The organism is Pseudoalteromonas ruthenica (assembly GCF_008808095.1).
Taxonomy (GTDB): Bacteria; Pseudomonadota; Gammaproteobacteria; order Enterobacterales; family Alteromonadaceae; genus Pseudoalteromonas; species Pseudoalteromonas ruthenica.
This window is the reverse complement of the sequence record NZ_CP023396.1, coordinates 1,831,112-1,849,142: the sequence shown is the minus strand read 5'-3', so window position 1 is coordinate 1,849,142 and position 18,031 is coordinate 1,831,112. Positions and strand designations below refer to the sequence as shown.

Sequence of the window (18,031 nt, the reverse complement as noted above, 5' to 3'; positions counted from 1 at the left end):
CCTTGCTCTTGTAATTGTTATGTTAGTCACCATATCAAAGCGTAATTATAGTGAGATGGCAACATAAGCATGACGAATCAAATTCAATTGACGGCAGAGAATATCCAGCAAGTATTAGGCGACACTTCGCAAGAAAAGTTGGTGGCGTTGAGCTTTTACTCTGCCCAAAGCCCGGAATGTCAGGAACAGGCCAGTATTTTACAAGGCATAGCGCAGCAATATCAGCAGCATCTTGTCGTGGCAACTTTAGATTGTGACACACAGCAAGCATTGGCGGGTCAATTAGCGCAGCAAATTGGCTTACAAGCGCTGCCTACTTTGGTGTTATTAAAAGAGGGAGCACCAGTCGATATGCTCCCAGGGCCACAAAGCGAGGCGCAAATTAAAGAAGCACTGCAAAAGCACTTACCACAACCACAAGATATGTTGCTGCAACAAGCCAAAGATGCATTGATGGTCCAAAATCATAATGAGGCCTTTAAACTGGCAAAACAGGCGTATGATATAGACAGCAATAATAGTCGTATCAAACTGGTGTTGGCTGATATTTGCATCCAAATACATAAGCTTGATGACGCCAAAGCGTTATTGGAAACCATAGGCCTAGTCGAGCAGGATGCATATTATAACAATATTAAAGCTAAGCTAGAGCTTGCTGAACAAGCGCAAGACTCACCAGAGATCCAAGCTTTGCAACAGACCGTTGATAACGAACCTGAAAACCTTGAGGCAAAAGTAAATTTGGCTGTGGCACTCAATGAAGCGGGTAAAAAAGAAGACGCGTTAGCGACACTGTTTAAAGTGCTTAACAAAGATCTTAATTTTGGCGATGCGAAGAAGTCCTACCTTGATATCATTGCTAGCCTACCTGAGGGCGACGCCCTAGCAGCTCAATACCGCCGTAAACTATATAGTATCTTGTATTAAGAAATGCATACGTTGCAATCGAGATAAAGGAGTGCACGCTAAGTGCACTTTTTTATAAGCCTTACCTTGATCTTTAGTGTAGTTGTTCAATACTTATAGGCCGCCTTAAGGAAAGAGCACAAAAAACAGCCTAATCGATGTTCGTTTACCTTTGTTTTGTTGGTATTTTGAACGTTTGAGCTTGGGTTAACGTTTTTTTGCGGTTTTTAGTAAAAAAGGGGTTGCGTTGATTTTGTTTCTCCCTATAATGCGCTCCCACTGACACGGCAGACAGTAACGGATAACGAGCTAAACGCGGTGTTAGGGAGTCAAATAAAACTTGGTTTAAAGCGAATTAAAAAACTTAAAATTAAGTATTGACACAAAATCAGGAAAGCGTAGAATGCGCAGCCCTGAACGGGAGCAAAGCTTCCGAGGCGAAAGCCTAAAACGTTCTTTAAAAATATGAAGCAATCATCTGTGTGGGCACTCGTACAGATTGAGTTCTAACAGCCGATTCTAGTTCGCTAGATGACGCAAACAAATTTAGAGTCTCAATTGAGCTGAGTGACCAACGGCAATAAATTTAATTTATTGCAGCACAGTCAATTCGATATCGACAGATATCAAAATCAGTATTCATTGAGCTGAATCTTCGGATTCAAAAAAACTTTTAATTGAAGAGTTTGATCATGGCTCAGATTGAACGCTGGCGGCAGGCCTAACACATGCAAGTCGAGCGGAAACGAAGAGGTGCTTGCACCTCTGGCGTCGAGCGGCGGACGGGTGAGTAATGCTTGGGAACATGCCTTGAGGTGGGGGACAACCGTTGGAAACGACGGCTAATACCGCATAATCTCTACGGAGCAAAGGGGGCTTCGGCTCTCGCCTTTAGATTGGCCCAAGTGGGATTAGCTAGTTGGTGAGGTAATGGCTCACCAAGGCGACGATCCCTAGCTGGTTTGAGAGGATGATCAGCCACACTGGAACTGAGACACGGTCCAGACTCCTACGGGAGGCAGCAGTGGGGAATATTGCACAATGGGCGCAAGCCTGATGCAGCCATGCCGCGTGTGTGAAGAAGGCCTTCGGGTTGTAAAGCACTTTCAGCAAGGAGGAAAGGTTAGTAGTTAATACCTGCTAGCTGTGACGTTACTTGCAGAAGAAGCACCGGCTAACTCCGTGCCAGCAGCCGCGGTAATACGGAGGGTGCGAGCGTTAATCGGAATTACTGGGCGTAAAGCGTACGCAGGCGGTTTGTTAAGCGAGATGTGAAAGCCCCGGGCTTAACCTGGGAACTGCATTTCGAACTGGCAGGCTAGAGTGTGATAGAGGGTGGTAGAATTTCAGGTGTAGCGGTGAAATGCGTAGAGATCTGAAGGAATACCGATGGCGAAGGCAGCCACCTGGGTCAACACTGACGCTCATGTACGAAAGCGTGGGGAGCAAACAGGATTAGATACCCTGGTAGTCCACGCCGTAAACGATGTCTACTAGGAGCTCGGCTTTTCGGAGCTGTTTTCCAAAGCAAACGCATTAAGTAGACCGCCTGGGGAGTACGGCCGCAAGGTTAAAACTCAAATGAATTGACGGGGGCCCGCACAAGCGGTGGAGCATGTGGTTTAATTCGATGCAACGCGAAGAACCTTACCTACACTTGACATCCAGAGAACTTTCTAGAGATAGATTGGTGCCTTCGGGAGCTCTGAGACAGGTGCTGCATGGCTGTCGTCAGCTCGTGTTGTGAGATGTTGGGTTAAGTCCCGCAACGAGCGCAACCCCTATCCTTAGTTGCCAGCGATTCGGTCGGGAACTCTAAGGAGACTGCCGGTGATAAACCGGAGGAAGGTGGGGACGACGTCAAGTCATCATGGCCCTTACGTGTAGGGCTACACACGTGCTACAATGGCGCATACAGAGTGCTGCGAGCCTGCGAGGGTGAGCGAATCACTTAAAGTGCGTCGTAGTCCGGATTGGAGTCTGCAACTCGACTCCATGAAGTCGGAATCGCTAGTAATCGCGAATCAGAATGTCGCGGTGAATACGTTCCCGGGCCTTGTACACACCGCCCGTCACACCATGGGAGTGGGTTGCTCCAGAAGTGGTTAGCCTAACCTTCGGGAGGGCGATCACCACGGAGTGATTCATGACTGGGGTGAAGTCGTAACAAGGTAGCCCTAGGGGAACCTGGGGCTGGATCACCTCCTTATACGATTTAGAACGAATTTGTTCGCAGTGTCCACACAGATGATTGTTACTTACTTGCTAAGGCGGGTAGGTAATATTTTGCTCTTTAACAATTTGGAAAGCTGATAAAAACTTTGAATCACGTTAAGTGATTTAGAGTTCTCAATAAGTAAAGAAAATGCCAGTTAATCGACAGATTAATTGTGCGTCTACTTTAGTATTCTATAACTTCTGGCGAAGTTAAACAGTCGCACCAAACAACTCAAACTACTTTGGGTTGTATGGTTAAGTGACTAAGCGTACACGGTGGATGCCTTGGCAGTTGGAGGCGATGAAGGACGTATTAACTTGCGATAAGCCTGGTCAAGCTAGTAAAAAGCGCTTGAGGCCAGGATTTCCGAATGGGGAAACCCACCTGCTTGCAGGTATCTTGCACTGAATACATAGGTGTAAGAGGCGAACGCGGAGAACTGAAACATCTAAGTACCCGTAGGAAAAGAAATCAACCGAGATTCCGAAAGTAGCGGCGAGCGAAATCGGAGCAGCCCTTAAGCTTATTTGATGTTAGTGGAAGGCTCTGGAAAGTGCCACGATACAGGGTGATAGTCCCGTACACGACAACGTCTAATAAGTGAAATCGAGTAGGTCGGAGCACGTGAAACTTTGACTGAATATGGGGGGACCATCCTCCAAGGCTAAATACTCCCAACTGACCGATAGTGAACCAGTACCGTGAGGGAAAGGCGAAAAGAACCCCTGTGAGGGGAGTGAAATAGAACCTGAAACCGTGTACGTACAAGCAGTAGGAGCCCTTCGAGGGTGACTGCGTACCTTTTGTATAATGGGTCAGCGACTTATATTTTGTAGCGAGGTTAACCGCATAGGGTAGCCGTAGTGAAAGCGAGCGTTAACTGCGCGTTGAGTTGCAAGGTATAGACCCGAAACCCGGTGATCTAGCCATGGGCAGGTTGAAGATTGAGTAACATCAATTGGAGGACCGAACCCACTAACGTTGAAAAGTTAGGGGATGACCTGTGGCTTGGAGTGAAAGGCTAATCAAACCGGGAGATAGCTGGTTCTCCCCGAAATCTATTTAGGTAGAGCCTCGGACGAATACCATTGGGGGTAGAGCACTGTTTGGGCTAGGGGGTCATCCCGACTTACCAACCCCATGCAAACTCCGAATACCAATGAGTACTATCCGGGAGACACACGGTGGGTGCTAACGTCCATCGTGGAGAGGGAAACAACCCAGACCGCCAGCTAAGGTCCCAAAGTGTATGTTAAGTGGGAAACGATGTGGGAAGGCTAAAACAGCTAGGAGGTTGGCTTAGAAGCAGCCACCCTTTAAAGAAAGCGTAATAGCTCACTAGTCGAGTCGGCCTGCGCGGAAGATGTAACGGGGCTAAACATACCACCGAAGCTGCGGCTGCAACTTTATGTTGCGGGGTAGGGGAGCGTTGTGTAAGTGGCTGAAGGTGTGCCGGGAGGCATGCTGGACATATCACAAGTGCGAATGCTGACATGAGTAACGATAATGCGGGTGAAAAACCCGCACGCCGGAAGACCAAGGGTTCCTATCCCATGTTAATCAGGGTAGGGTGAGTCGACCCCTAAGGCGAGGCCGAAAGGCGTAGTCGATGGGAAACGGGTTAATATTCCCGTACTTGGTATAGATGCGATGGGGGGACGGAGAAGGCTAGGCAGGCACGGCGTTGGTTGTCCGTGTGAAAGGCAGTAGGCTTGAATCTTAGGTAAATCCGGGATTCTTTAAGGCTGAGAGTCGAGACGACACTCTACGGAGTGGAAGCTGTTGGTGCCATACTTCCAGGAAAAGCCTCTAAGCTTCAGTCTATATCGAATCGTACCCTAAACCGACACAGGTGGTCAGGTAGAGAATACTAAGGCGCTTGAGAGAACTCGGGTGAAGGAACTAGGCAAAATAGTACCGTAACTTCGGGAGAAGGTACGCCCACATTAGGTGAAGGACCTGCGTCTGGAGCTGAAGTGGGTCGCAGTGACCAGGTGGCTGGGACTGTTTATTAAAAACACAGCACTGTGCTAAATCGTGAGATGACGTATACGGTGTGACACCTGCCCGGTGCCGGAAGGTTAATTGATGGGGTTAGACTTTGTCGAAGCTCTTGATCGAAGCCCCGGTAAACGGCGGCCGTAACTATAACGGTCCTAAGGTAGCGAAATTCCTTGTCGGGTAAGTTCCGACCTGCACGAATGGTGTAACCATGGCCACGCTGTCTCCACCCGAGACTCAGTGAAATTGAAATCGCAGTGAAGATGCTGTGTACCCGCGGCTAGACGGAAAGACCCCGTGAACCTTTACTACAGCTTGGCACTGAACATTGAGCCTACATGTGTAGGATAGGTGGGAGGCTTTGAAGTGGTTACGCCAGTAATCATGGAGCCATCCTTGAAATACCACCCTTGTATGTTTGATGTTCTAACGTTGGCCCCTGAATCGGGGTTGCGGACAGTGCCTGGTGGGTAGTTTGACTGGGGCGGTCTCCTCCCAAAGAGTAACGGAGGAGCACGAAGGTTGGCTAAGTACGGTCGGACATCGTACGGTTAGTGTAATGGTAGAAGCCAGCTTAACTGCGAGACAGACACGTCGAGCAGGTACGAAAGTAGGTCATAGTGATCCGGTGGTTCTGAATGGAAGGGCCATCGCTCAACGGATAAAAGGTACTCCGGGGATAACAGGCTGATACCGCCCAAGAGTTCATATCGACGGCGGTGTTTGGCACCTCGATGTCGGCTCATCACATCCTGGGGCTGAAGTCGGTCCCAAGGGTATGGCTGTTCGCCATTTAAAGTGGTACGCGAGCTGGGTTTAGAACGTCGTGAGACAGTTCGGTCCCTATCTGCCGTGGGCGTTTGAGAATTGAGAGGGGCTGCTCCTAGTACGAGAGGACCGGAGTGGACGAACCGCTGGTGTTCGGGTTGTTTTGCCAAAGGCATTGCCCGGTAGCTACGTTCGGAATCGATAACCGCTGAAAGCATCTAAGCGGGAAGCGAGCCTCGAGATGAGTTCTCACTTGGAGTTCGACTCCACTAAAGGGCCGTTGAAGACGACAACGTTGATAGGCAGGATGTGGAAGCGCTGCAAGGCGTTAAGCTAACCTGTACTAATTACCCGTGAGGCTTAACCATACAACGCCAAAGTGGTTTGTATGTGACTGTTTAAGCACAGAAGTTAAGAGACTAAAGTAGATTTACTTATATAGCTTTCCAAATGACTAACACGCCGTGTTAGGCCAAGTTTATGCTTGGTGATAATAGCGTTCTGGACCCACCTGACCCCATGCCGAACTCAGAAGTGAAACGGAACTGCGCCGATGATAGTGTGGGTTCGCCCATGTGAAAGTAGGTCATCACCAGGCTCCTAATTAGAGAAACCCGTTGCACCAGTGCAGCGGGTTTTTTAGAGCAAAAAGAATTTTAAAGATTTTCCTGACGAACATAGCGTTTTGGAACCACCTGACTCCATGCCGAACTCAGAAGTGAAACGAAACAGCGTCGATGATAGTGTGGGTTCGCCCATGTGAAAGTAGAACATCGTCAGGGCCTTATTAAGAGAAACCCGTTGCAGTAGTGCAGCGGGTTTTTTTATGCGTGTAGGCAAGGCTTCAGCCTTGCAAAACCTTAATCAGGATAAACCCTGATCTACAACAAAGCCTCTCTAAGGCTTAAAATAGGAATTCTAAATATAAGGAGGTAATAAAGGAGGAGTGTTCCCCGGCGTTGCGGCTGCGAATATCAGCCCTTGAACCCTAAGGTTCAAGGCGGAAGACACCTGTAGACCGTAGGCTTCTCGGTACATGCCGAGCTTGCACAGTAGCCCACAAGATGTGTTCCTAATCAAAGTTTATCGGCTCAGGGACATCATTCGCTGGCCAACAAGCTAGGGAACTCTTTCAGTATATAAGACACAGGCCTAGGGATACAGCCTCAGTTACAAATTATCACGTCATTTGCTGTTAAAGTAAGCGAGAGCCTCATCAAGTGCTGGATATTTGATCGCTGTCATACAATACTGTGGAGTCGGCCTCGCAGCAGTGGTAGCATTAATAACTGTAATTTAAAATATTTCGTCATACGCGAGCCTATCATGAGCGACCAACGTACCTACCAACAAGCACAGCAACTTCTCGAGAGTAATGATATTTTTGTAATGCCGGCTGAAGTCCATGGCATTATCACTGGGTTGTTAGCCTGTGGTGTCGATATTGAAGAGAAAGACTACCAAGGGCTGTTGTGTGATGTGCTGAACGACGGTATCAGTTTTGAGAAAAACCTTAAACATTGGCTTAGTGAACTCTATACCCAAGTGGTAGAGAGTTTCACAAATGAACAGTTACAGTTTGAGATGCTATTGCCCGATGAAGAAGACAGCCTTATCGACCAAGCGAATGCCTTGGTTGCCTGGGTCAATGGCTTTTTACTTGGTTTTGGCTTAAAACAGCAGGACTACGGCAAGATCTCCGGCGATGTCAAAGAAGTGATCCAAGATTTCACTGAAATCAGCCGCCTCGATACCCACTTTGATGAAACAGAAGAAGATAAACAAGCATTACACGAAGTGCTTGAGTACGTGCGCGTATCGGCTATGTTGTGCTTCTCCGAACTGGGCAAGCATGAAAACACTGCACAAACATCAAAGACTTTACACTAATGACTATTAGCAAAAACGAATACCTAATGCGTCAGCAGCGGTTATTGGCGCAAATGAAAACTAATTCGGTAGCCTTGATTCCGGCGGCTAAAGAAATCACGCGCAGCCGCGACACCGAATTTCCGTTTCGCCAAGATAGCGACTTTTTCTATTTAACAGGGTTCAACGAACCAGATGCCATGTTGGTGCTGGTCAATGGCGAGCAGCAGAAATCGATACTTTATTGTCGCGCCAAAGATAAAAGCGCTGAAATTTGGCATGGCCGACGCTTAGGCGCTGATGCCGCCAAACAGCAGCTGCCGGTGGATGAGGCTTATACCCTAGCGGAGCTGGAGCAGGGCCTGCTTGATGCCGTTAATCAAAAAAGTACCTTGTACTACGGCCAAGGTGTTTACAGTGACGTAGATAACCAAGTGCTCGCGCTTTTGAACACCTTACGTGGCGCCCCCAAAAAAGGCTATCGCGCCCCTGAAGTGATCCGTGATATTCGCACTCTAGTACATGAAATGCGTCTGTTTAAATCAGACGCGGAAATAGCCATTATGCGCCGCGCTGCAAAAATTAGTGCCGAGGCTCATGAACGCGCTATGCGTTTTGCAAAACCCGGTGCCACCGAGTACCAATTAGAGGCGGAGTTACATCACCATTATGCTATGAATGGAGCTCGTCACCCCGCTTACGGCACTATTGTCGGCAGTGGTGACAATGCCACTATTTTGCATTACACCGAAAATGAGTCGACCTTAAAAGATGGCGACTTGATATTGATAGACTCGGGATGCGAGCTCGACGGTTATGCAGCCGATATCACCCGGACCTTTCCGGTTGATGGTCGCTTTAATGCTGCGCAAAAAGCCCTCTATCAAGTGGTACTGGATGCTCAGCTTGCCGCATTAGAGGTCGTGAAACCTGGAAACACCCTCGCGCAAGCAGCTAAAGTGGTGAACCGCATGTTGACCGAAGGGCTGGTGAAATTAGGTCTACTTGAAGGTAATGTCGATGAGCTTGTGGAAAGCCAAGCGTTTCGCGCGTTTTACATGCATGGTCTCGGCCACTGGTTAGGGCTCGACGTGCACGATGTGGGTGAATATAAAAAAGATGAGCAAGATCGTGAGTTTGCCCCTGGCATGGTGCTGACCATAGAGCCAGGTCTCTACATTGCCGAGGATGCCCCGGTAGCGGAGCAATATCGCGGTATTGGTATCCGTATTGAAGACGATGTTCTGGTGACAGAAAAAGGGCACGAAAACCTCAGTGCCAGCGTACCAAAAGACATTGCCGCTATAGAAGCATTAATGCAGGAGAGTTAAAGGGTGCAGCACACTGATGTTGTTATTGTTGGCGGTGGGCTTGTTGGAAGCACACTGGCTAATATTCTTATGCAGCAATGCCCCAAGCTGAGTATTGCTGTTATTGAAGCCCACGAGTTACAAAGCTACCACCCCAGCTTTGATGATCGCTGTATCGCTTTGGCAGCGGATTCCGTGGCGTATTTGCAGCAACATCAGCTGTTTGACACCGCTGTGGACTATGCCAGCGCTATCAAGCAAGTGCAGGTTTCAGACCGTGGTCACTTTGGTAAAACGCAAATGCATCATCACGACTATCAGCTCGATGCATTGGGTTATGTTGTTGAGGTTCGCCCTTGGGGTCAGCGACTTACGCATGCCGCAAAAGAGCACAGCCAGTTAGCTTGGCATTGCCCGTCGCGCGTGAGTGATATAACACTGCATGCTGACTACAACTGCGTTACTCTTGATTGTGGCACGCAGTTAGGGGCGAAATTAGTGGTGATAGCGGACGGTGCGCAGTCGCCAGCGCGCTCATTAGTGCATATAGATTTTCCTACCACACAGTATGAGCAGCACGCGCTGATCGCTAACGTCCAAGTCCAAGGTGGGCACCACCACCATGCTTTTGAACGCTTTACTGAGCACGGCCCTATAGCGCTGTTGCCTATATCGCAAAGCCGCTATTCATTGGTATGGTGCGATAACCCACACAAACTACACACCATGCAACAGCTAAGTGCAGCGGAGTTTACCGCTGCCCTGCAACAGGAGTTTGGCTACCGAGCTGGGCTCTTTACCCAAGTGGGAGAGCGTAGCGTGTACCCGTTAAGCTTTGGCCAAGCACAAAGCCTGAGCAGTCATCGCACCGTGATAATAGGAAATGCTGCCCACGCCATTCACCCTATCGCTGGGCAGGGTTTCAACCTTGGCCTGCGTGATATCAAAGAATTAGCGCAGCGTATTCGCTATGCTGATGCACATAGCTTGGGGGATTATCATTTTACTCAAGGTTACAGCCGTGCTCGTCTAAACGATGTTCGCCGAGTGATGCAGCTTACCGACTCGTTAGTGCGGCTGTTTTCCAATGGCTCGCGTACCCTTGCTTTAGGGCGTAGTGTTGGCCTCAGTACGATGCAATTATGTAGTTCGCTGCGCCAACCTCTAGCAAAACAATTGATGGGATTTAATTAATATGCACCAGGCAAAAGTAGCCATTGTTGGCGGTGGTTGTGTAGGCTTAAGCACGGCGCTGGCACTCAGCTTAAAAGGCATCTCCGTGGCCGTTATCGACGCCAAAGGTAGTAGTGAGCCGCTGAGTGAGGAGTTTGGGTTGCGAGTGAGTGCCATTAACCACGCCAGTGAAGCGCTATTTCGAGAGCTGGGTGTGTGGCAGGGTATAGCCGCGCAACGCATGACCCCTTACACGCAAATGGACGTGCGCGATAAAGATAGCTTTGCACATATTCACTTTGCCAGCGAGGAGTACGATGTAAGCCATCTGGGTCATATCATCGAAAATGATGTGATCCACCGGGCATTGGTGGAAAAGCTAGAGCGCCAAGATAACGTTACCCTGCTTTTTAACACCGCCTACAAAGACATCCATCAAGGTGATAATAATGTGCTTATTACCTTAACCGATGGCACGCCGGTGATGAGTGAGCTGTTAATTGCCGCCGACGGGGCCAATTCGGGAGTGCGCCAGCGCTTCAATCTGCCTATTACCTTTAAAGATTATGGTCACCATGCCCTGGTAGCCACAGTAAAAACGGCGCAGCCCCATGATAACTGTGCGCGACAGGTATTTTTAAGCGACGGCCCGCTTGCCTTTTTACCACTGGCTGATCCCCATTACCATTCTATTGTTTGGTCCTGCTCACCACAGCAGGCCGCCACTTACCAAAATATGAGTGAGCAAGAGTTCAATAAAGCCTTGTTTGCTGCGTTTGATGGTCAATGCGGATTATGCACCGTGCAATCAGCGCGAGCGGTGTTCCCGCTGACTATGCGCTATGCCCGACAATGGGTGAAAGAACGTATTGTGCTGGTTGGCGATGCGGCCCATACCATTCACCCTTTGGCAGGACTCGGCATGAACCTAGGCTTGCAAGATGCGGCGCGACTGAGCGCGCTTATTGGTGACGCACTGACTGATTCAATGACCGCCGCAGCGCGGGCATTGCGTACCTATGAGCGTGAGCGTAAGCTCGATGCGCAAAAGCACATTGCCACTATGGGCGCACTCAAAGGGCTGTTCGCAGGTGATAATCCAGTGAAAAAAATAGTGCGCGGCCTGGGCTTAAGCGCGGTTAACGAGATAGCGCCATTAAAGCAAGCTTTTGCTGAGCAAGCCCTAGGGCAACGCCGTTAGCTCAATCGTAAAGTGATAAACTCGGCGAGCTTATCAATGGCTTGCAAAGATTCCTGGCCGCGTTTGATAAGGCTGATCCCAACCTGGCCCAGTGCCGGCAATACATCGGAGTTAGCGGTGTAGGGCAGCTCTTCGGGCACGGTTTTGCGAGCGAGTACGGTAACCCCAAGCTGCTCTTTTATGGCTGCTGTAAGGCCGGTTAAATCGGCATTGGTGTAAACAATACGCCAGGGCACACCGGCTTGCTCCAACGCTTCAATCGCGCGGCGGCGATAAATACACCCCTGTGGCGCCACAACCAAGGTGACCGGCTCGGTGAGCTTGGTGGGGGTATTGCCGACCCATACTAAATCATCTTGTAAAAAGCTCGGGTAATGCGGGTTGTCCAGTTGTTCCACTAGGGTGAGCACTAAATCAAATTCGTCACGATTACTCACATGCATCAACTGTTTGCTGAGCTCAGATTTTACTTCCAGTGAAACATCGGGGTACAACGACACAAAGTCACCGATGATGGCCGGTAAAATACTGGCGGCAAATTCACTGGGGATCCCCAAACGCACCTTACCGGTGATGGTTTCGTTACTAAACAACTGTAAAATGGCGTCATTATCTTTGAGCACTTGTTTTGCCAGCGGCAACAGTTGCTCGCCTTGATGGTTAAGAATCTGCCGTTGGCCTTGCTTTTTGAATAGCTTACGCCCGAGCAGCTCCTCTAAGCGCTTTATTTGCAAACTCACGGCGGGTTGCGACAGCCCCAGCAGCTCACCCGCCTTGGCGAAACCGCCAACTTCAACTACGGTCACTAGCGTGCGCAAACTGTCGGTAGGGATATTTTTCATATTAATAAAGCCAATTTAAAAGGTTTTATACATTGAAATTATTTATCAATCGATAAAAAATTACAATTTGTTGTTAATTTAGCCCAGCTCTATACTGCCCTCAGTTTAGTGCTAGAAAGTAGAAACAGCTATGGCTATTCAGTCGGTATTCTTTGCTCGCCATCAAGGCGTTAACAGTGCCTCGAGCAATACCTTTGTCAGTGCTCACGAACAAGTCATCGATTTAGGCGGCAGTGAAGTGCTGTTATTCTTAAAAAGTTTACGTGACTGTACCCTTAACTGGGCCAAGCAGCCAGGCATGGCAGTTCGTTACCAGCTTGATACAGTGAGCTTTGATGCCTTTTTCTTTAGCGACAGCGCATTGCGTCTAGTGACCACAGAAGCAGATAAATTGATGCCCATACTCAATAGCGCCAGCGAGCGTTTTGATGTTGACGTATTACCGCGCCCAGAGTTACAAAGCCTCCATTTTCAGGGCCCGGCAGCCTGCGACTTTCTGCAACACCAGTTTAGTTTGTTTAGTGGCATGGCCCTTGGCCGTGTTGAGCAACATTACGGTGTGCAACGGGATGATTATTTTGTTGTTGCCAGTGCCGCCGAGCAGCAGTTTTACCGCGTATTTGCGCGCAGTTCAGCGCTTGATACACTCAAGCAGCAACTTGTTGATGCACACTTTAACCCCAAGGCTGATGCAGCCTAGTGTGAGTACAACATAGTGTACGCATTACTGTTTTAATGTGTGAAAAGTAAATGTTAATTTGGGTGCCAGCGGCGCATAACTTATGTATAATCGCGGCCCATGTTATTCCCCCTCGAACAACGAGGCCACGCCCACCATACTGGGTTTGTAAAACGTGAAGGAATATTATGTCTTCTAAAACACCTCTACACGCCAAGCACCTTGAAGCCGGTGCTAAAATGGTCGATTTCCACGGCTGGGATATGCCGATTAACTACGGTTCGCAAATCGAAGAACACAAAGCGGTGCGCACTGATGCCGGTATGTTCGACGTATCACATATGACCATTGTTGACGTGCAAGGCGATGACGCCAAGGCATTTTTGCAAAAGCTGGTTGCCAATGATGTTGCTAAACTGACAGTAGCTGGCAAAGCTTTGTACACCGGAATGCTTAACGAGCAGGGCGGTGTAGTGGATGACCTAATCATTTACTACTTCAGCGAGAATGAATATCGCCTTGTTGTTAATTCGGCGACTCGCGATAAAGATTTGGCGCACATGGCTAAAGTAGCGGACGGCTTCAGTGTGACCGTGACCGAGCGTCCAGAATACGCCATGATTGCCGTACAGGGCCCGAATGCTAAAGCCAAAACAGCCACTATCTTAAGCGCCGAGCAGCAGCAAGCCGTTGCTGATATGAAGCCGTTTTTTGGTGTTCAAGCGGGTGATTTATTTATCGCTACAACAGGCTATACTGGCGAAGATGGTTACGAAATTGTCGTCCCTAACGAGCAAGCAGCCGAGCTATGGCAGCAACTGCTTGATGCCGGTGTTGCCCCAGCAGGCTTGGGTGCTCGTGATACCTTGCGCCTAGAGGCCGGTATGAACCTATACGGTCAAGATATGGATGAGAGCGTTTCGCCATTGGCTGCGAACATGGCTTGGACCATCGCTTGGGAACCTGCTGAGCGTCAATTCGTAGGCCGTGAGGTCGTTGAACAGCAGCGCGCCGAAAAGAGCACTCATAAGCTGGTTGGCTTAGTGCTGGAAGAAAAAGGCGTGTTACGTGGTGGCTTAAAAGTAGTGAGCGATGCCGGCGAAGGGGTGATCACCTCGGGTTCGTTCTCACCAACGCTTGGTCACAGTATTGCCCTTGCTCGCGTACCGCGTGACATCGGCGAGACCGCGCAGGTAGAAATGCGTAAAAAATTAGTCAATGTTAAAGTGGTTAAACCTTGCTTTGTGCGTCAAGGTAAAGCCGTAGTATAAGAATTTAAACTTAACACCAAAGGAACAGATAATGAGCAACATTCCAAGCGAGTTAAAGTACGCCCCGTCACACGAATGGGTTCGTCCTGAAGGCGACGGCACTTTCACTGTAGGTATCACCGAGCACGCGCAAGAGCTTTTGGGTGATATGGTATTCGTAGAGCTGCCTGAAGTGGGCGATGAAGTTGACGCTGGCGAAGACTGTGCCGTTGCAGAGTCTGTTAAAGCAGCTTCAGACATTTACGCGCCAATTGGTGGTGAAATTGTTGCCATTAACGAAGAGTTAGAAGACGCACCAGAAACGGTCAACAATGACTCTTACGGTGACGGCTGGTTGTTCCGCATTAAAGCCTCTGACGAATCAGAGCTGAGCAACCTGCTTGATGCCGAAGCGTATCAAAATAGCATCGACGACGAATAAGCGTCGGTAGGGCCCCGGCCCCAAAAAGCCCCGTTTCGGGGCTTTTTAAGTTGTGCCGCCATATCGGCACCTTTATAGGTTTAGTGACGTGCCTGCATGTAGGCCATAACCCCTCACTAGGCCGCGTTAATTTCTTGGATCATAGGAATCTGGACACATGTCAAATGCCAAATCTCTTGAGCAGTTAGAGCAAAAGCAAGATTTTATTCGTCGTCATATTGGCCCAAGCCCGGCGCAAATAAGCGACATGCTAAGCGCTCTTGGAGTATCGAGTGTTGAACAGCTGATGGAACAAACCGTTCCTGCCAGCATTCGTCTTGAGAACGGCCTGCAAATTGGTGAAAGCCGCACTGAGGTTGAAACGCTGAGCTACTTAAAGTCAGTAGCGAGCAAAAACAAAGTATTTAAATCTTACATTGGTCAGGGCTATCACCCCACCCATGTACCTCATGTGATCCTGCGTAACGTTCTGGAAAACCCAGGATGGTACACAGCCTATACACCTTATCAGCCAGAGATTGCGCAAGGGCGTTTGGAGTCACTATTAAACTTCCAAACTATGTCGATGGATTTGACTGGCCTAGATTTAGCGAGCGCTTCTTTGCTCGATGAAGCAACGGCGGCAGCTGAGGCCATGGCGCTTGCTAAGCGTGTTGCCAAAGCGAAAAAGGCGAACAGCTTCTTTATCGCCGACGATGTGCACGTACAAACCATCGATGTGGTTAAAACTCGTGCCGAGCAATTTGGTTTTGACATTATCATTGGCCCTGCTCAGGAAGCGGCTAACCATGACATCTTTGGTGCCTTATTCCAGTACCCAACAACCAGTGGTGAAGTCGTTGACTTAACTGATCTTATCGCGGCGGTACAAGACAAAAAAGCACTGGCCTGCGTTGCAGCAGACATCATGGCCCTGATGCTACTTAAAGCGCCGGGTAAACTAGGTGCCGACGTAGTACTTGGTTCAGCGCAGCGCTTTGGTGTGCCAATGGGGTATGGTGGCCCTCACGCCGCGTTTTTCACCACGCGTGACAAGTACAAGCGTTCATTGCCAGGTCGTATCATCGGTGTATCAAAAGACCGTCTTGGTAATGATGCACTGCGCATGGCGATGCAAACTCGTGAGCAGCATATCCGCCGTGAAAAAGCCAACTCAAACATTTGTACTGCGCAGGTGTTACTGGCGAACATGGCAGCGTTCTACGCGGTTTACCACGGTCCAGAAGGCCTTAAAACCATCGCCGAGCGTATCCACCGCTTTGCTGACATTCTAGCTGCTGGCCTTAACGAGAAAGGCGTCACGCTTAAGCATGACACTTGGTTCGACACCATCACGGTTGTGGCACAGAACAAAGAAGAGGTGGTTGCACGTGCAGTGGCTGCTGAAGTGAACTTTGCCACCAACCACGCGGGCGAGTACTCGGTATCGGTGTCTGAGACCACCACTCGTGAAGACATTGTTGAACTATTCGATATCATTCTGGGTGAAGGCCATGGCCTTGATGTGGCTGCCCTTGACGCACAAATCAGCGCCAATGGTTCGCAGTCTATCCCAGCTAGCCTAGTACGTGATGACGAAGTGCTAACGCACCCGAACTTCAACTCGTACCACAGCGAAACAGAAATGCTGCGCTACATTAAGCGCCTAGAGAATAAAGACTTAGCGCTTAACCACTCAATGATCTCATTAGGTTCATGCACCATGAAGCTAAACGCAACCGCCGAGATGATCCCGATCACGTGGCCGGAGTTTGCAAACTTGCACCCATTCTGCCCGCTGGATCAAGCCGAAGGCTATCAGATCATGATTGGTGAGCTGCACGACTGGTTGGTTGATATTACTGGCTACGATGCCGTATCAATGCAGCCGAATTCCGGTGCTCAGGGTGAGTATGCAGGCCTTATCGCCATTCGTAAATACCACGAGTCACGCGGCGAAGGTCACCGTAACGTATGCTTGATCCCAAGCTCTGCACACGGTACTAACCCTGCTTCAGCGCAAATGGCGAGCATGAAAATTGTTGTTGTTGATTGCGATAAGCAAGGTAACGTCGATATGGACGACCTGAAGGCCAAAGCGGCTGAGGTATCGGAAAATCTATCTTGCATCATGATCACATACCCATCGACGCACGGTGTATACGAAGAAACCATTCGTGATATTTGTGATATCGTGCACCAGCACGGCGGCCAAGTCTATATGGACGGCGCCAACATGAATGCACAGGTGGGGGTCACAAGCCCGGGTTCAATTGGCTCTGATGTATCGCACCTAAACCTGCATAAAACCTTCTGTATTCCACACGGTGGCGGTGGCCCAGGTGTGGGTCCAATCGGTGTTAAATCGCACCTTGCGCCATTTATGCCGAATCACAGCGTGATCAACGTGCCAGGCACGAGTGTTGATAACGGCGCGGTATCAGCGGCGCCTTATGGCTCAGCGGCGATTTTACCTATCTCATGGGCATACATTGCTATGATGGGCAGCGAAGGCTTGCGCCAAGCGACCGAAACCGCCATTGTTAATGCTAACTACCTTGCACAGACACTCAGCGAGCACTTCCCAATTTTATACCGTGGCCGTAATGACCGTGTTGCGCACGAGTGTATTATTGACCTGCGTCCTTTAAAAGACGCCACGGGCATCAGTGAAATGGACGTAGCCAAACGCCTACAGGACTATGGCTTCCACTCACCAACTATGTCGTTCCCGGTTGCCGGCACCTTGATGGTTGAGCCGACAGAGTCGGAATCAAAAGTTGAGATTGATCGCTTTATTGAAGCGATGGTGGCGATTAAAGGCGAAATCGAGAAGATCGCTTCGGGTGAATGGTCTATCGAAGATAACCCACTGGTGAATGCACCGCATACCCAAGCCGATGTACTAAGCAGTGACTGGAACCGTGCATATGATCGCTTCGAAGCGGCCTTCCCAGTACCGAGTGTGGCAAAAGACAAGTTCTGGCCAACGGTGACCCGTATTGATGACGTATACGGCGACCGTAACCTACTGTGCTCTTGCCCAGCGGTAGAGACCTATCGCGACGAGTAATTGATGTTATTCTCGCTGTACAGCGAGGGCTAATTAACTAGTTTGAAAAGCGCCCCTAACAAGGGGCGCTTTTTTTATGGGTGATACATGGCGAATGACCCCTGTAGGTCAGCTTTGCTTTTCTTGTAGGTCAGGCTTTAGCCTGACAAGAAGGATATATAGTTTGGTATTTGCCGCCAAGGATAACCTTGTAGGTCAGGCTTTAGCCTGACAAGAAGGATATATAGTTTGGTATTTGACGCCAAGGATAACCTTGTAGGTCAGGCTTTAGCCTGACAACTTGATATTCCTGATAAATCTAAACTCAGGCTTTTCAAATT

At 49.3% G+C, this 18,031-nt stretch carries 10 protein-coding genes, 4 rRNA genes and 1 other RNA gene; 13 read left to right on the top strand and 2 right to left on the bottom strand.

Annotation, left to right across the window (positions count from 1 at the left end):
* Window positions 1-69: 69 nt before the first annotated feature.
* From PRUTH_RS08745 to rrf (PRUTH_RS08725), 5 genes are all read left to right on the top strand, one after another.
* On the top strand, window positions 70-927 hold the full coding sequence (locus PRUTH_RS08745; protein ID WP_022943539.1) for a tetratricopeptide repeat protein: 858 nt from the start codon (window positions 70-72) through the stop codon (window positions 925-927).
* Between the two features lie 653 nt (window positions 928-1,580).
* Window positions 1,581-3,115: ribosomal RNA gene (locus tag PRUTH_RS08740) — 16S ribosomal RNA — on the top strand.
* A 261-nt stretch (window positions 3,116-3,376) separates the two neighbouring features.
* Window positions 3,377-6,261: ribosomal RNA gene (locus PRUTH_RS08735) — 23S ribosomal RNA — on the top strand.
* A 115-nt stretch (window positions 6,262-6,376) separates the two neighbouring features.
* A 5S ribosomal RNA gene (gene rrf, locus PRUTH_RS08730) occupies window positions 6,377-6,491 on the top strand.
* A 69-nt stretch (window positions 6,492-6,560) separates the two neighbouring features.
* Window positions 6,561-6,675 (top strand): 5S ribosomal RNA (rrf, locus tag PRUTH_RS08725).
* The 16S, 23S and 5S rRNA genes sit together here, the layout of an rRNA operon.
* A gap of 164 nt (window positions 6,676-6,839) precedes the next feature.
* On the opposite strand, the gene ssrS is transcribed toward rrf (PRUTH_RS08725), so the two are convergent.
* Window positions 6,840-7,022: non-coding RNA, 6S RNA (gene ssrS, locus PRUTH_RS08720), on the bottom strand.
* Window positions 7,023-7,219: 197 nt separating this feature from the next.
* On the opposite strand from ssrS, the gene PRUTH_RS08715 reads away from it, so the two are divergent.
* From PRUTH_RS08715 to PRUTH_RS08700, 4 genes are read left to right on the top strand one after another with little or no spacing between them, the layout of a single operon-like run.
* A complete protein-coding gene (locus PRUTH_RS08715; RefSeq protein ID WP_022946246.1) occupies window positions 7,220-7,783 on the top strand; it encodes a UPF0149 family protein in 564 nt (187 codons plus the stop codon).
* The gene (gene pepP, locus PRUTH_RS08710) at window positions 7,783-9,093 is read left to right on the top strand and encodes a Xaa-Pro aminopeptidase (RefSeq protein WP_151173085.1); all 1,311 of its coding nucleotides are present in this window, start codon (window positions 7,783-7,785) and stop codon (window positions 9,091-9,093) included. Before PRUTH_RS08715 ends, pepP begins: the two co-directional genes overlap by 1 nt.
* A 3-nt stretch (window positions 9,094-9,096) precedes the next feature.
* On the top strand, window positions 9,097-10,266 hold the full coding sequence (ubiH, locus tag PRUTH_RS08705) for a 2-octaprenyl-6-methoxyphenyl hydroxylase (protein ID WP_151173084.1): 1,170 nt from the start codon (window positions 9,097-9,099) through the stop codon (window positions 10,264-10,266).
* 1 nt (window position 10,267) lies between these two features.
* Window positions 10,268-11,446, top strand: a complete 1,179-nt coding sequence (locus PRUTH_RS08700; RefSeq protein ID WP_151173083.1) for an FAD-dependent oxidoreductase — start codon at window positions 10,268-10,270, stop codon at window positions 11,444-11,446.
* On the opposite strand, the gene PRUTH_RS08695 is transcribed toward PRUTH_RS08700, so the two are convergent.
* Window positions 11,443-12,288, bottom strand: coding sequence for a LysR substrate-binding domain-containing protein (locus PRUTH_RS08695; RefSeq protein ID WP_151173082.1), 846 nt, complete (start codon window positions 12,286-12,288; stop codon window positions 11,443-11,445). The two genes, PRUTH_RS08700 and PRUTH_RS08695, sit on opposite strands and share 4 nt — an antisense overlap.
* 130 nt (window positions 12,289-12,418) lie before the next feature.
* On the opposite strand from PRUTH_RS08695, the gene PRUTH_RS08690 reads away from it, so the two are divergent.
* From PRUTH_RS08690 to gcvP, 4 genes are all read left to right on the top strand, one after another.
* On the top strand, window positions 12,419-12,988 hold the full coding sequence (locus tag PRUTH_RS08690; RefSeq protein ID WP_022946241.1) for a hypothetical protein: 570 nt from the start codon (window positions 12,419-12,421) through the stop codon (window positions 12,986-12,988).
* A 167-nt stretch (window positions 12,989-13,155) separates the two neighbouring features.
* Window positions 13,156-14,238 carry a glycine cleavage system aminomethyltransferase GcvT gene (gene gcvT, locus PRUTH_RS08685; protein WP_022946240.1) on the top strand — a complete coding sequence of 361 codons (1,083 nt, stop codon included), beginning with the start codon at window positions 13,156-13,158 and terminating at the stop codon, window positions 14,236-14,238.
* A 31-nt stretch (window positions 14,239-14,269) separates the two neighbouring features.
* Window positions 14,270-14,659, top strand: a complete 390-nt coding sequence (gene gcvH, locus PRUTH_RS08680; RefSeq protein WP_022946239.1) for a glycine cleavage system protein GcvH — start codon at window positions 14,270-14,272, stop codon at window positions 14,657-14,659.
* 157 nt (window positions 14,660-14,816) lie between these two features.
* Window positions 14,817-17,711, top strand: a complete 2,895-nt coding sequence (gene gcvP / locus PRUTH_RS08675; protein ID WP_151173081.1) for an aminomethyl-transferring glycine dehydrogenase — start codon at window positions 14,817-14,819, stop codon at window positions 17,709-17,711.
* Window positions 17,712-18,031 lie beyond the last annotated feature (320 nt).

Coding starts and splice junctions, on each gene's coding strand:
- PRUTH_RS08745 (WP_022943539.1), top strand. CDS start 70: ATGACGAATCAAATTCAATTGACGGCAGAGAATATCCAGCAAGTATTA.
- PRUTH_RS08715 (WP_022946246.1), top strand. CDS start 7,220: ATGAGCGACCAACGTACCTACCAACAAGCACAGCAACTTCTCGAGAGT.
- pepP (WP_151173085.1), top strand. CDS start 7,783: ATGACTATTAGCAAAAACGAATACCTAATGCGTCAGCAGCGGTTATTG.
- PRUTH_RS08700 (WP_151173083.1), top strand. CDS start 10,268: ATGCACCAGGCAAAAGTAGCCATTGTTGGCGGTGGTTGTGTAGGCTTA.
- PRUTH_RS08695 (WP_151173082.1), bottom strand. CDS start 12,288: ATGAAAAATATCCCTACCGACAGTTTGCGCACGCTAGTGACCGTAGTT.
- PRUTH_RS08690 (WP_022946241.1), top strand. CDS start 12,419: ATGGCTATTCAGTCGGTATTCTTTGCTCGCCATCAAGGCGTTAACAGT.
- gcvT (WP_022946240.1), top strand. CDS start 13,156: ATGTCTTCTAAAACACCTCTACACGCCAAGCACCTTGAAGCCGGTGCT.
- gcvH (WP_022946239.1), top strand. CDS start 14,270: ATGAGCAACATTCCAAGCGAGTTAAAGTACGCCCCGTCACACGAATGG.
- gcvP (WP_151173081.1), top strand. CDS start 14,817: ATGTCAAATGCCAAATCTCTTGAGCAGTTAGAGCAAAAGCAAGATTTT.